Source organism: Flavobacterium bizetiae (genome assembly GCF_024271895.1).
In the GTDB taxonomy this organism is placed as follows: Bacteria; Bacteroidota; Bacteroidia; order Flavobacteriales; family Flavobacteriaceae; genus Flavobacterium; species Flavobacterium bizetiae.
Genome location: NZ_CP091861.1, coordinates 890,631 through 906,571, shown reverse-complemented (window position 1 = coordinate 906,571; position 15,941 = coordinate 890,631). Strand labels below are relative to the sequence as shown.

Below are 15,941 nucleotides of genomic sequence, written 5' to 3'. Positions count from 1 at the left end.
TAGCAATCTAAAATCTAAAATTCAGATGACATTAACAGAAAAAGACAGCCAATACCTTTGGCATCCTTATACGCAACACAAAACGGCTCAGGCTCCAATTGCAATTTCAAGAGGTGAAGGTGTCTTACTTTGGGACGAAAATGGAAAGGAATATATTGATGCAATTGCATCTTGGTGGGTGAATCCGTTTGGGCACAGTAATAAATTTATTGCCGATGCGATTTACAAACAATTAACCACTTTAGAACATGTTTTGTTTGGAGGTTTTACGCACGAACCCGCTATAAAAGTAGCCGAAAAACTGATTGAGATTTTACCTAAAAGTCAGCAGAAAATCTTCTTTTCTGATAATGGTTCAACTGCCGTTGAAGTAGCGATAAAAGTGGCGTTGCAATATTTCTTTAATAAAAACGAAAAGCGAACCACTATAATTGCTTTCGAAAATGCCTTTCACGGAGATACTTTTGCTGCAATGGCCGCAAGTGGAATCTCATTTTATACGCAAGCTTTTCAGGGAATGTTTATAGATGTCGTTCGCATTCCGGTTCCGGTAAAAGGAAAAGAGCAGGAAAGTTTTGATGCCTTAAAAAATGTAATTGAAAATAATAATTGTGCTGGTTTTATTTTTGAACCTTTGGTACAAGGTGCAGCTGGAATGGTAATGTATGAACCTGAAGCTTTGGCAAAACTCATCCAGATTTGCTCAAAAAATAAAGTGTTGACTATTGCCGATGAAGTTATGACAGGTTTTGGTAAAACAGGAAAAACCTTTGCGATGGATTATGTTTCGGAACAACCGGATATGATTTGTCTTTCTAAAGCTTTAACCGGAGGGACAATCCCAATGGCGATTACCACTTTTACACAAGAAGTTTTTGATGCTTTTTATGATGACGATATCAATAAAGCACTATTTCACGGACATACTTTTACGGCAAACCCTACAGGTTGTGCAGCAGCTCTTGCAAGTATTGATCTATTAGAAACCGATGAAATGCAGGATAATATTAAAAGAATCAATGCGAGTCATTTAAACTTTCAGAAGAAAATCGAAAAGCATTCAAAAGTAATTACTGCCAGAACGTTAGGCGTTATTTTTGCGGTCGAAATCAAATCAGATTCTGAGGAAAGTTATTACGGATCTATGCGAACAAAGCTTTATAATTTCTTTATTGATAAAGGAGTTGTTTTGCGTCCGGTTGGAAATATAGTGTACATCTTGCCTCCATATATTATGACAAACGAACAACTTAGTAAAGTATATCAAACAATTGAAGAAGCGATAGAAATGGTATAAGTTTTTGTAAACCATATAATTTATATAAGTTCATTTAATAAATGTATGCTTATGTTAACTTATATAACTTATATGGTTTAATTCATATTCTAGTTTTTTACGAACTTTGCTATTAAAAATCCACAACATTGAATAATAAAATATCTATAACGGCTTTCTCTTCTATTTCGCCTTTAGGAAATACTTCTGAAGGAGTTTGGGAAAAATATCTTGACAATCAGCATTGTTTTTCGAAGCAGTTTTTAGATCAGCAAGAAACTTCGGTGGCTTCTCTTGATCCTGAATCGAAACAAATAATAGCGGAATTAAGAGAGTCAGATATTAAATATAAATTTCTTGACGATTCGGTTTTGTTTGCGATAGCAGCTTCACGAAAAGCAGTTGAACAAGCAGGATGGAATTCAGATGATATTTTCGGAATCAATATTGGTTCCTCTCGAGGTGCAACAGATTTATTCGAAAAACATTACAAAGAATATATTGATACCGGTAAAGCACAAACTTTAGCTTCGCCAACGACTACTTTAGGAAATATTTCTTCATGGATTGCTCATGATTTACAAAGTGTTGGACCCGAAATTTCTCATTCTATAACCTGTTCTACTGCACTTCATGCGTTATTAAATGGCGTTGCTTGGCTAAAGTCCGGAATGGCAGATAAGTTTTTGGTAGGAGGAAGTGAAGCGCCTTTGACTGATTTTACGATTGCACAAATGCGGGCTTTAAAAATCTATTCAAGAATTAATCAGGATGAAGATTCTTGGCCTAATTTAGCTTTTGATTTTGAGAAAACTCAAAATACTATGATTTTAGGTGAAGGTGCAGGGGTTTGTTGTTTAGAGGCAGGGGATAAAGAAAATGCCATTGCATATGTAATAGGTGTTGGATATGCCACTGAGATTTTAGAACACAATATTTCGATTTCAGCAGAAGCAACTTGTTTTCAGAAATCGATGAAAATGGCTTTAAAAGATATTCCTTTAGAAAGTGTGGATGCGATAGTGATGCATGCTCCGGGAACCATAAAAGGAGATTTAACAGAACTACGCGCCATCGAAAAAGTTTTTGGACCAGAAATGCCTTTATTAACGACTAATAAATGGAAAATTGGACATACGTTTGGAGCATCTGGAATTTTAAGTTTAGAATTGGCATTGTTAATGTTTCAGCATGACACTTTCGTTGAAGTACCTTTTGGAACAAAACAAAATCAGATAAAATCGATTAATAGAATTTTAATAAATGCAGTTGGTTTTGGCGGAAATGCTGTTAGTATTTTAATCGAAAAAACCAATTAGTATTTTCAGAATAACATTGTATAAAACAAAAAATCCATTCCGTACAGCGGAATGGATTTTTTTGAATTTATGTTTTTGTATTTTATTGAAATATAATTTTTTGGGTTACTGTAGCATTATTTTCTAAAACTACTTTCACCAATAAAACCTGATTGCCTGATGGCAGATTTTGAATTTGAAGTTCGGTATTCGAAATTTTCTTTTTATTGTAAAGCGTTTTTCCTGTAATATCAAAAATGGTAACGTCTTTTATGTTTTCTTTAGACGATAAAACGTTTATAGTTTTGTTTTTTACCGAAATTAAAATTCCATCTTCAACGTTCTCAAAATCTCCGTTTCCTAGTGTTTTGTCGGTGTAACGTAATACGAAACGATCTGCAAAAGTGCCTGCTTGTGTCGCAAAACTATAATCACTAATGCGTAAATCAGAAATAATACCAGTTGCTTTGTCTTCCAGATAAATTGCCTGTTGATTAAATAGTCCTTCTGTATGATCTATTGAAATTGTAAACTGTCCTACGACAGTTGATTTATAACCCAACGCAACCTGATCACTATTTTCAAATGGCAAAGCACGTCCCTGAATAGTCAGTTTTTTGGTTTCATTTACGCTATAAAAATCAACATAAGGGCTAGCGCTATAAGTAGTGGCATCATAGTTATTATCCCAGCTATTAGTAGCTCCATCGACATAAGCAACTAAAAGCTGTTTGAAAGCACCTTCGTTATTTTTGAAGTTGAGCCACAAGCGGTCTTTTTCATTAGAGCCAGTTGTTTTAAAAAACTGTGAATTATCAGCTCCTGCCACTCTCATTTTATTATTGAATTTAATTGCAGTGTTTGTCAATGCTCTTACAAAAAATCCTTGTCCTGAAGCTATATTTCCTGTTGGAATATTTTTGGTTTTATCGGGTTCAGATTGGGCTGCTTCGCGTGCTACTACAGTTCCCGATAAATTCAGAACGGCGTAATCATCGGTTGTATAAAAATATTTGTTAGGCTGGGCCGGATCAATAGCAGCAGGTGGGGTATTATGTGTCCAGAAATATACCGCTCCGGCAATTGTTTCATTGCCTGGTGGTGTATTGGCCTTAATGAATTCGACAGCGTCAAGGGCAGAAGGATATGGGTTTCCGATCAGGTTGAATTTCCCGCCTACCGGAATAACATTTACATCACCATTATTGGGTACTCCAATAAAAGTGGCATTATAAATTGTAGCTACTGTTAGTGAATGTGATTCAGGAGCACGAACAATATAACCTACTCCCTGAATCATAGGATCTGCTCCATAATTTATTGGTATCCATCCAGTGCTTGGATTCCACCTGTAATACTTGTCGAAATAAGTACCTGAGGATAAATCATGAAGGGTAAAATTACTAACCGGTGATGACCAGTAGGTATAGTCTTTTCTTCGTACAGCAGCAGTGTTGCGTTTAAAGAATATATTTCCACTATTGCTGTTCACTCTCGTGTTTTGATTCTGTATCAAACTGGCACTGTTATTAAAAGTCAAAGATCCTGTACCTAAAATAGTAAGTGCATTGGTAACATTTAAAGTAACTCCCGAAGGTACTGTCATGGTAACACCTGAATTGATGGTACATGAACAAGCATTCATATCAGCAATTATTGGGAAGGCACTTGCAAATGTTACATTTTTTGTAGCATCAGGAAGACCGTTTGACCATGTACCGTTATAAGTGGTTGAGGATTGATCTTTTATGATGACAGCTTCACTTAATGGCGAATTACAGCCAGAAGTAGTTCTTACACTAAAATTATAACTTCCTACGGCAAGATTTCCCATAGTAAAAGTTGTTCCGCTTCCTGATTTAGTCGCTGTTGATGTTCCACTTTGTGTGATAGTCCAGCTATCAGATGCAGGTAAATTATTTAAAACTACTTTTCCTAAAGAATTACAGGAAAAGTTAGTTATGGTGCCAATTGTTGGCGAAGACAATAAAATTGTTGTGGTTGCAATATCATTATCATATGCTGTTCCTGAGATGTCTTCCACAATATTTAAAGAAGGATCTGTTCCTGTAACTTTTGCTGAGTTGACAATTTTGCCAGCTGCAACATCTGCGGCAGTAATTTTATAAGTTCCGGTAATTGTTGCCGTTCCTTTAGCTGCCAATGAACTGATATGATTTCCTGCAATAGATAATGTTGGTAATGGGTCTGTTATATAAATATCAGTTATAGGTACATCTCCACTATTTTTAATATCAAAAGTATATGTTATTATATCTCCTACTTTTCCACAAGATGGCATTAAAGCAGTTTTTATTAGACTCAATTCTGCAAATTTTAATGAGTTTGTATTAAAAGCAATAAAAGCACAATCAGAGCTACCGGAAAAACTAACTACAAATCGATCAACCTGCGAAGCGTTTGCATCAGTTATACCAAAGGAACTGGTTTCAAGCCCTAACATTCTAATATCTCTTGTTGATGCTGGAGTAAACCCATTAGCTCCTCCATCCGCTTTAAATAAATCTAAACTATAAGTTCCAATAGCAGGAACTGAAGTAAAAGCTACTGATATTTCGTTCCCTACGGTTTTTCCCGCTGCATCTACAAATTTAAAAATATCTGATTGATTAATATTACCAGGTTCCGCTACCTGAGTAACAATTAAATCCGGGATTTTGTCGTTAATACCTGAAAGATTTAGATTATTAGTACCAATTTTAAATTCGGCAAAACCTTGGGCTATGTTTGCAACACCAGTACCCAAACTTAAACCATTACTACCATCTGTAAGTCTCGATGCAAGTTCTGCTCCCGTTGCAGCACTTCCTGCTAATTTTGGATCTAAAATTGCGGCATTAGATTGCCCGTCTATCATTGAACCTTGTAATATATAAGTATCTTTATTTAAACCGAGGCTTTGTATTTTTAAAGCTCTAAATTTTTGAGGATTATAAGACAATCCTTTTGCATTAAGAATATTATCACTGACCCCTGTAGAATAAGTAACAGAGTTCCATTTAAAGGCTAATAAATTATTAGCATCGTCAGGACGATTTCCTGCAATTGTGGCAGCATTTGATTTCCAATACCCTTTCCAATCAGTATGAATTTCGGTAATTGTATTTGTAGTTTGACTGCACATTTTTAGAGAAATCAGAAAAAAAAGCAATCCTAAGTTTTTTAAAAATAAAGAACGAATAAGTAAAAGTATTTTTGGGGGCATACTTGGTGGTTGGTTTAGTTTTTTGGGGAATAGTGTGATGATTTAATTTTTAACAGTTGATTAATCTGTTAGCATCTTAATTTTATTTTTTCATTTCATCTGGTTACATTTTATCTGAAAAAATCCGACAACTTTTGCTGCCGGATTTTTGAGCTTAACTGGTGTTTTTATCAATTAAAGATTATTTTTTTTGTAACAGTAAAATTATTTTCTAACGTTATTTTTACTAATAAAACCTGATTGCCAGATTGTAGATTTTGAATTTGAAGTTCATTATTTCCAACTTTCTTTTTATTATAAAGCAATTTTCCAGTTATATCAAAAACACTAACTTCTTTGATATCTTCTTTTGATGACATAAGGTTAATAACCTTATTTTTTACCGAAAGTAGAATCCCGTTTTCAAGATTTCCGAAATCGTCTGTACCTAATGTTTTATCTGTTTTATAACGTAATATTAATCGTTCTGTAAAAGTTCCTATTTCTGTTGAGAAAGTGTAATCACTTGAACGTAAGTCGTGAATTACCCCTGTCGATTTATCTTCTAAAAATACAGGTTGCTCATTTAATAACCCTTCAACATGATCTATTGAGATAGTAAAATTACCTGCAATTGTTGTTCTATATCCTAACGGAACTTTGTCGACATTATCAAATGGTAAAGCACGTCCCTGAATAGTCAGTTTTTTAGTCTCGTTTACACTATAAAAATCAACATAAGCATTTCCGTTAAAAGTTATAGCATCATAATCGTTATCAAAATCATTAGTGGCATCATCAAGATAACCAACCAAAGTTTGTTTAAAGGCACCTTGTTCATTAGTAAAATTCAACCATATTAGACCTTTTTCTGTAGTAGAGCTTGTAGTTTTGAAATACTGACTGTTACTTTCACCTAACCTCATATCGTTTGTGAATATTAATGGAACGTTTGTTAGTCCTCTTACAAAAAAACCTTGTCCTGAACCCACTTTACCATTAGGAATATTAGATGAGTTTTTGTCACTCGGAGCCGCTTTACCTCCCGCAACACTTCCGGTTAAATTAAAAACTGCATAATCATTAGTTGTGTAAAAATATTTGTTTGCCTGAGCCGGATCTGTATTTGCTGGTAGCGTATTATGAGTCCAGAAATATAATGCTCCAGTTATATTTCCTGTATTTTTTTTGATAAATGCTACTGCATCAAGAGATGAAGGATAAGGATTTCCTATTAAATTAAATTTATTTTCGGTAGGTGTAAAACTTAGATCTCCATTATTAGGAATTCCAATAAATGAAGCAGGATAGATAGATCCAACTGTTGATGAGTTAGTTTCAGGAGCTCTTACAATGTAACCAACACCTTCTTTCATCGATAATGCACCATTAGCAATCAATACCCAACCTGTTGCTGGATCATATCTGTAATATTTACCAGGGTCAGTGTTAGGAGATAATTTTTTCAAAGTAAATCCTGAGGCCTCAGTAACTGGTGAAGACCAATATGTATAATCTTGACGGCGTACTGGCTGGCTATTTCTTTGTAATTCGAATGAATTGGTAGCTCCTGTATAAATTGCATTTTTATTGGTTTGTACTAATGAACCTCCATTTTCAACCAACAGTTTTCCAGCTGCTCCTACGGTAATATTTTCTTTTACAGTTAATACTTTATCTAAGGGGATTGTAAGTATTTTTCCTGGATCAATTGTACAAGAACAAACTTCGATACTTGAATTTAAGGTTATATTGTTTTTTACAATAATAGAAGTATTAGCAGGCACAGTTCCCGATCCATTATAAGTTACAGGTACATCAATAAAGGTAACTGCCATTTTAGCATCTCCGCCATCTTCTCTTAAACGTATTTCAACTTTTGAATCAGATTTTAACTTATAAGGGCCTCCGCTAATTACCACTGGTGCATTAATATTGGCACCAGCTGTATACACAAGTGTTCCATCTATGTAAATTTGCATATCATCATCACAATTTACAACTTGAATATTGTAGTTCCCACAAGGAAAACCTTGTCTTTTGTATGATATTGTAAAGTTATCAATTGGCATTGGAGCACCTTCCCATATTACTGCAGAAGAGGGTGATTTTTCTTTTGCCCAATAGTTTGTAGTATTTATATCTAATTTTGAATCTACATAAGTACCTGCATAATTTACTGATGGTAAGTTAAAATTTGGTGCTGTATATCCGTAAACATTCCAAACATTTGTACCATACACAGTTGGATCTCCTTTTACTAAACCATATGAGAAAGATACTCTGGATGAGCCTGCATTTTCATAATATTCTAAAACAAAATCGTGAGGACCCGCAGTAGTAAACTTATATTGTGCAAAGTAAGTAACATAACTATGATCGCTCCATGAATTTGTTGGTGTTACTGGTACTAAGGTTCCATCAATATACAATCTGACCCCATCATCAGCACCAAATGTAATGTTGTAAGTTCCAATTGCTGTTGTGGCTTTCATTAAATATTTTACAAAAAACTTATCACTTGGTACAGTTCCGCAAAATACATTAGCTTCAACACTTGCATCTCCGGTAATTACTCCCTCTCCTACATTTCGATCAAAAATAGCTTTTTCAGCTACAGAGCCAACATAAGTTGCAGCAGCAGGAACGTTTCCTGTGTAAGTATAAACATATCCTTTCCAATAATTATTCCCTCCGATTGGAGTAGCAGCACACACTGCAGCTGTTCCTAATACTCCCACAGTTGCTGACGAATAATTCGAATTAGCATTTCGTAAGGTATAGGTAAATGAAGTTGTTCCAGTAAAAGTACTTGCAGGAGTAAACGTCAGACTATTATCACTGTTAACTATTACTGCCCCGTTTGTGGGTTGAGTTACAGTTATTTCTTGTACAGGAGAACTGCCAATAACATCATTTACTAAAATTGGCACGGTAACAGATTGATTAACAGGAGTGCTAATGTCATCGTTATTGGCTAATAAAGTATTAGTGTCTTTTATAGATCCATTGATAGCTGTTTTTGTTCTAAATTGAAACGGATCATAAGTATTATAAACATAAACACGAATATAAACAGTATCACCAGCGGATAACGTATTTAGATCAGATGAAAAAGCAGAGTTAATAGTTGTCCAGGTAGTTGGAGTTACAGAATCTGCAAGCAAAACCTTATCATTTGTATTGGGTGTACTACTTTTTGAATAACTAATTTTAATTCTTTGAGTAGTCCCGCCTGTGGTTCTATAAATAAATCCAAAAGTACTTAAGTCTACTTTGTGATTTGCATCTGCGGTCATTTTAAACTCTAAATATCTTGTTGGATCTAAAGTTCCTCCATTGTATTGTGTATTAGGCCAGCCGGAAGTTGAATAAAATGGATTATTAGAATCTTCGTTATTGTTGTATCCATTTCCTACGTCAGATACCCCGCCATTACTGGTAACATTAGCAGCAGTAACATAAGGAGAATTAACTGTAGGTTTTGGTCTTTCTGAACTTTTTGCATTCCAGATCACTAAACTTTCAGGTGTCAAATTTGTTACATTTACTTCTACAGTTCCTTCTGAAGAAGGATTTCCGGCATTACTTATTGTATATTTAAATGCAGCTTTTCCCGTGAAATTTTTAGCAGGATTAAATGTTATTGTTTTATCAGGATTCAAAATTGCGCTTCCCTGCGATGCAAGTGGCGGTGTAGAAATTGTAATTGAAGTAACGTTTTCTTTTTTAACATCATTGCTTAATGGAGAAATGTTTATTCCAACTTCTTTTGTTGTAGCTACATAGTCATTTATTGCTAAAATTTTACTCGAATCAAAAACCGAAACACTTCCTGTGATTTTCGCAGGTGTATCAATTATTTTAAAATGAAAATTATCATTTGAACTATAAGCATAAACTCGAATGTATACTACTTGCCCAGGCAATACGGGATTAAGTTCTGGAGAAAAAGAAGAAGTTGCAGTTGCCCACACTGTTGTGCTAACTGTTTCGGGAACCAAAACTTTGACATTGCTTTTAAAAGTATCGTCTGTAGAATATTGTATTTGAAATTTCTGAGTGTTTCCTTGACTTCTGTGACTAAAGCTAAAAGTACTTAAATCAATCTTATTACTTGTTTTTGGGGTAATTTTAAATTCAATATACTTGCCCACATCATAACTTCCTTCATTTTGCTGAGGATTTGGCCAGCCACCTATACTGAAATATGGCTGTGAAGCATTATCAGTATTATAACTTATAGTTCCTGCACCTGCAGTGATAACATCTGCTACCACAGGTGTTGGGTATAAAGTGTTAACATATGTTGGTGCATTTCTGTTAGCACTTAACGTGGCATCCCATTTTACCAAATCAACAACCTGAGCAAAACTTAAAACCGGTAACAATAAAAATAAAAGTAGAGTTTTTTTCATATAAATGTTTTCTATACAATTTGTTATGTTGGCATAGGATAAATTTTGCCCGAACAAATATAGATACATCTACGTGTTGGAAAAGTAGAGGGTTTTTAGAAAGCCTATATAATCGATGAAATGTTAAAATAATCGACAAACTACATTATAAAAATTAACATTTTATGTTATTTCTTATAAATCAAGCTTTTAAAATATAAGAAAAATAGTAAAATTTTAATAAAAATTGATGTCTTTTTAAACGTATAGTTGTAAAAAACGTCGTTTGATCTCATAATTCGCAAAAAAGTTATATTTTATAACTTATGAGATTATAAGAAAATATCGATGTTTTAAGCGTCTTAAATTCTATTTTTAATTTTATAAATCTTTCTCTAATTGTGTTGCTTTTTCATAAACCAAATTACTTTCATAACCTCTTCTTAACATATAATCACAGAACTTTTTTCTTTTTTTAAGTACATTTTTTTCCTGCGTGGACCTCCAGCATCTTTCTGATAATTCTTCGAAAGTAATTTCATATTCTTCAGGGGAAATTTCATTTAACGCAAGTGTAATATTGGCTGAAGAAATATGCCTTGCTTTTAGTTCATTTATAATTCTAATTTTTCCCCAACTTTTAATTCGGTGTTTGCCTCTGGCAAAACTACAGGCAAATCGACTTTCATTTAGAAAATTATTTTCAATTAGCTGAACGACAATAAAATCGATTTCATCGAGAGACATTTTAAGGCTGTATAATTTCGAAACTACTTCGGCGTGACAGCGTTCCTGATAAGCGCAAAAATGTTCTAATTTTTGTATTGCTTCTTTTACTGTAAAAGTATTATTCATGAGTTTTTTCTTTCTTTTTAACGGTTATTGCTAAAAATAATCAATTAGTTGTTAAAATTACTTAGCTTTTTTTTGTTTTTCTCAAAAAGTCTATGGCTAAAATGTTGTATATGTGTAGAATTATGATATTTTTGCTGTTAAAATTTAACATTTTTTTATCTCTTAACATACAACACGTTAGAATAAATTATAACTGTTAAAACTAATAAATACAAATATCGATTCTTTAAACAGAGATGCTTTTTCATTTTATAGAATTATAAAAAACAAATTTAAAATATAAATACCACTAGTTATATGATGAAAAAATTACTTTTCTCAAATTTTTTATTTTTTATAGATTTTTTTAAAAACGAACGAAGTGTAACTTCAAAATGGTTTTGTCTTGCCTTATTGTTGCTGACAAATTTTGGATTTGGACAAATTGCCCAACGAGGGGGGAGCACAACAGCAATAACAGCAACAACTTCTTTGAAAATCAACAAACCAGCTGGAGTTGTTGAAGGTGATGTTATGATTGTAAATATTGCAGAAGAAATTTCAGGACAGGGATACATTCCCGGTTTATTAGGATGGACTCCTATTAGTGCTGTTTATTTAGGAACTAGCTCTCGTGTTGGAGCTGTACTGTATAAGGTTGCACTAGCAAATGAGCCAGATAATTACACTTTTGAACTTACTAATGTAATTGGTGCTGTAGGTTCAATCGTAGCTTTTTCTGGAGTTGATGTATCGGGAGCATCACCATTTGATGTTAATTCACCACAAATATATGCTCCAAATGTTAACACGAGAGATGTAATTGCAACAAGTCTCAATACAGTCACTAACAATGCAGCTGTTATTATGTTTGGTCAAGCTGCAGAATCTTCTCCTACATGGGATAATAATTGGTCAACGAATTCACCTGGTGGATTAGTCGAATTGTATGACAATCAAAAAAGTGATTCTGGAGGTAGAGCTACGGTAGGAGCAGCTTGGGCAATTAAATCTACAGCAGGTAATACTGGAAACGGTACCGTAACACTTTCTACTGCACAGAAAAGTGGTGGACTCTTAGTAGCACTAAAACCCAAGCCTTATTATAAAAGTCAAATAATATCTGCTAATCTAGGTTCTAGTACCTGGTGCGCAGGTGAGACAAGAACAGTAAGTGTAGTCATAAAAAATGTTGGATCAGCTCCGTGGGCAGATGGTGGTGGTAAAGATTTTAATATTGGTATCAAATGGAATGGAGAAAGTCCTACAATATGGAATGATTATCATGTTAGGGTAGATGCTCAAAACTTGGCCCCGGGAGAAACTAAAACTTATTATTTTAATATTACTGCTTCAAGAAGAACAGTTAGTGCTTATGGAGCAAAGCTTGCTGTAGGTTCAAATAATATAACTTTTGATGTTGTTTCTGAAGGTATTTCATGGTTTAAAGACAATAATGGTGGTGTAGGACCCGGAAATATTGCTTTCGTTAGCCCAAATCAAACTATAGTTGCGTCACCTGATAATAAGACAGTTTCTGCTGTAAATTCAACAATTTGTATAGGAACAGCAACAAATATTACAGTTGCATCCTCGCAAAGTGGTGTGTCTTATCAATTAAGGAATGGTACAACAAATATTGGAACTGCTGTAAATGGTACTGGAGGAAACATAAATTTACCAACAGGAACTTTATCAACGACTACTACTTTTAATGTTTTGGCAACATTAACATCTTCATCATGTCCTTTACAACTTACTGATACACCAACTGTAACAGTTAATTCTTTAAGTAGTGCACCTGTGGACACCTATACTTTTTGCATTGACAATAGTAATACTATTACAACAGCAAATGTTAATTCAGGACAATACGCATTACTAAATGTTGTTAAGGGCTATAAATTCACATTTAGAGTTGGTGATGTATTCTCTGGATTTAATGAGTTTTTATCAGTTTATGATGCCTCTAATGATGCTCTTATTACTAGTAACAATGGAACTAATGGCACATCGATTATCGATTGGATACCAACTTTTTCTGGACAGGTAAAAATACTTTTAACAGCTGGTGCAAATTGTGCAAATGTTGGTACAACAGGAGGTACTTTAACACTTGACTTAACTGGGGGTGGTAATACTTTGGAAACACAAAACGAATATGGCCTAAATACATGGATAGGTCATATTTATAATGCCGGAGGTATATCACCAGAGCCATTTTCTTCTAATTATGCAGGATATTATAATGTTGGATCTGAAACTATCAATGAGGGATTTGGAGGAAATGAAAATTGTTTCGCAGTTTATTCAGGTGGAGTAAAAAGGGCCAGTATTTTCACAGAAGGATTTGCTGTTAGATATAAAATGAAAACTAATAAATCAGGCTGTTATATAATTCGTGTTACCGGTGATGATGGAATACGTTTATTTATGAATAATACCAAAATCTTTGACAGATGGGGAGAGCAAGGTTCAACTACGTATAATGATATTCTTGTCCGTTTAGATGGAGATGACGATTTTGTATTTGATTATTACGAAAATGAAGGTGGAAATGTTGTTGGCTTTACATTGATCGCATTTGATGCAAATGCGAATAATATTACGGCACCTTCTATTGTTAATTTTTGTCCAAATGGAGATCCTGGTATAATAGGAGGGTCACTACAATATACTTTGGCAGATGTTAATTTGCAAAATCCTCAGCTTAATTTTCAATGGCAGCTTTCTACAGATGGAGGAACTTACGGTAATATTCCGGGAGCAACAGGCAGAACTTATGACCCTTCCGCAATACAAAATACAACCACAGCTAATATCGTAAGACGTTTTAAAAGATTAGTTTCATTTGATACTAGTATGCCGAACATTAATAATGTTAAAACAAATTGTGGATATAACGAAAGTAATATAGTAACTATAACAACTAATCCATCGCCATCGGTTCCAACAGTGGGAACAATTATAAATGTTGGATGTAATAATTTAGGTAGCATAGAGCTAAGTGACTTACCTTTGGGAGCTTGGACAATAACACAAAGTAGCACAACTGGAACTATTACTATTCCTGGATCAGGGACAACTTTTAAAGTTTCTAATTTACCAATTGGAACATACAAATTTACAGTGACTGATGCCACTTGTACATCACAACTAACAAATGACATCATCATAAAAGATCAATCCTCAACCACTTATAACGGTACATGGTCAAACGGTCTTCCTGATGCTACAAAAAATGTAACATTTGCAAGTGCCTTCCCAATAATTGCTGATATGAATGCTTGTTCATGTACCATCAATTCAGGTGTTACCATGACAGTACCTTCGGGAGTTACTTTAAATGTTACCAATGCACTTACTATTTTAGGTACAGGATCTTTGACTTTTAATAACAGTGCCAGTTTGATACAGAATCAAAACACGAGAGTGAACAGCAATAGTGGAAATATATTCTTTAAACGCAACACTGCTGCTGTACGAAGAAAAGACTATACCTACTGGTCATCACCGGTTAGTAATTTTACCCTTCATGATTTATCCTCAGGTACTTATTTCGACAAGTATTACAGGTGGAATCCAAGCACTGGATGGATACCAATAAATTATGGAGCAGATCCTATGATTCAGGGAGTAGGTTATATTGTTCGTGCTCCTGAATCACATTCACTAACAGTAGCTACAATTTATAATGCCACTTTTATTGGAGTACCCAATAATGGTGATGTAAATGTTATTCCGGTAGGCGGGAAATTCAACCTGATCGGAAACCCATATCCTTCTGCCCTTGACGCTGTCGAATTCATTAAGGCCAATACACCACCAGGCAATGAAACAATTGCCGGAGCGGTATATTTCTGGACACATAATACCCCACCTGCTGCTATTGATCCGGCCCAGCCTAACAAATATTTTTATACAACCGATGATTACGCCGTTCTGAATTTATCGGGAACTGTAGTAGCACGAGAAGCAGCAGAATCTGAACCCGATAAAACCAAAAATATTCCAACAGGAAATATCGCTTCAGGACAAGGATTCTTTGTAAGAGCATTGACAAACGCTGCAATTAAATTCAATAATAAAATGAGATTGGCAGGAGCTGATAATTCACAGTTTTTTAAAACAACTGGCTCTAATGAAAAAGACCGCTTGTGGCTCAACTTCAAAAATAACGAAGGTGCTTTCAAACAGCTTTTAGTTGCTTATGTCGATGGAGCTACTAATAGCTGGGATAATAATTATGATGCCACTACTTATAGCGCTAGCCCTTATGTTGATTTTTATAGTGTAAATGAAACCAAAAAACTGACTATTCAGGGACGTGCTTTGCCATTTGAAAATAGTGATCAGGTTGCGTTGGGTTATAAATCAACTGTCGTAGGACAGTTTACAATTTCAATAGATCATACAGAAGGACTATTTAATCAACAGGCAATTTATCTGGAAGACAAAGCAACTGGTATTATTTCTGATTTACGCACCAGTGATTATAGTTTTACGACACAAGCAGGAACTTTTACAGATCGTTTCGTATTACGTTATACCAACAAAACACTAGGAAGCGGAGATTTTGAAAACATAGAAGATGGTATTTTAATTTCAGTAAAAAATAAAACTGTAAACGTTTTATCATCAAAAGAAAACATTAAAAACGTTACCATTTTTGATATTACAGGAAAAACGCTTTACAATAAAAATAAAGTTTCGAATATTGAACTTCAAATTCAAAACCTGCCATCCAGCAATCAGGTTTTATTGGTAAAGGTAACATTAGATAATGGTGCAACAGTAACAAGAAAAATCATATTTCAATAATATACAAAACATAAATTCAATAGAAAAACCATTCCAACATTGGAATGGTTTTTTTGTGAAAAATAATTTAAATATCACTAAAAGTGGGTATTGCGAGACTTTAATACAAA

6 protein-coding genes are annotated in these 15,941 nt (G+C 34.2%); 3 read left to right on the top strand and 3 right to left on the bottom strand.

Annotation, left to right across the window (positions count from 1 at the left end; all coding sequences use genetic code 11):
* Window positions 1–25 precede the first annotated feature (25 nt).
* Both bioA and L0669_RS04115 read left to right on the top strand, forming a co-directional pair.
* Entirely contained in the window at window positions 26–1,297 is a 1,272-nt protein-coding gene (bioA, locus tag L0669_RS04120) for an adenosylmethionine--8-amino-7-oxononanoate transaminase (protein ID WP_263761518.1), read from the top strand.
* A gap of 128 nt (window positions 1,298–1,425) precedes the next feature.
* Window positions 1,426–2,595: a beta-ketoacyl synthase N-terminal-like domain-containing protein gene (locus tag L0669_RS04115; protein ID WP_263761516.1), complete on the top strand. Its 1,170-nt coding sequence runs from the start codon at window positions 1,426–1,428 to the stop codon at window positions 2,593–2,595.
* Window positions 2,596–2,677: 82 nt separating this feature from the next.
* Here L0669_RS04115 and L0669_RS04110 read toward each other — a convergent pair whose 3' ends face one another.
* The 3 genes from L0669_RS04110 to L0669_RS04100 all read right to left on the bottom strand — a co-directional run bounded on the left by L0669_RS04110 (window position 2,678) and on the right by L0669_RS04100 (window position 11,031).
* On the bottom strand, window positions 2,678–5,800 hold the full coding sequence (locus L0669_RS04110; protein ID WP_263761514.1) for a DUF7507 domain-containing protein: 3,123 nt from the start codon (window positions 5,798–5,800) through the stop codon (window positions 2,678–2,680).
* Window positions 5,801–5,970: 170 nt separating this feature from the next.
* Complete coding sequence (locus L0669_RS04105; protein ID WP_263761512.1) at window positions 5,971–10,197, bottom strand: Ig-like domain-containing protein; 4,227 nt, start codon at window positions 10,195–10,197, stop codon at window positions 5,971–5,973.
* Between the two features lie 360 nt (window positions 10,198–10,557).
* The gene (locus L0669_RS04100; RefSeq protein WP_263761510.1) at window positions 10,558–11,031 is read right to left on the bottom strand and encodes a regulatory protein RecX; all 474 of its coding nucleotides are present in this window, start codon (window positions 11,029–11,031) and stop codon (window positions 10,558–10,560) included.
* 297 nt (window positions 11,032–11,328) lie between these two features.
* On the opposite strand from L0669_RS04100, the gene L0669_RS04095 reads away from it, so the two are divergent.
* Entirely contained in the window at window positions 11,329–15,831 is a 4,503-nt protein-coding gene (locus L0669_RS04095) for a T9SS sorting signal type C domain-containing protein (protein WP_263761508.1), read from the top strand.
* Window positions 15,832–15,941: the final 110 nt, after the last annotated feature.

What these genes read in the sequence shown, in the direction of transcription:
- bioA (WP_263761518.1), top strand. Translation starts at nt 26, where the DNA reads ATGACATTAACAGAAAAAGACAGCCAATACCTTTGGCATCCTTATACG.
- L0669_RS04110 (WP_263761514.1), bottom strand. Translation starts at nt 5,800, where the DNA reads ATGCCCCCAAAAATACTTTTACTTATTCGTTCTTTATTTTTAAAAAAC.
- L0669_RS04105 (WP_263761512.1), bottom strand. Translation starts at nt 10,197, where the DNA reads ATGAAAAAAACTCTACTTTTATTTTTATTGTTACCGGTTTTAAGTTTT.
- L0669_RS04100 (WP_263761510.1), bottom strand. Translation starts at nt 11,031, where the DNA reads ATGAATAATACTTTTACAGTAAAAGAAGCAATACAAAAATTAGAACAT.
- L0669_RS04095 (WP_263761508.1), top strand. Translation starts at nt 11,329, where the DNA reads ATGATGAAAAAATTACTTTTCTCAAATTTTTTATTTTTTATAGATTTT.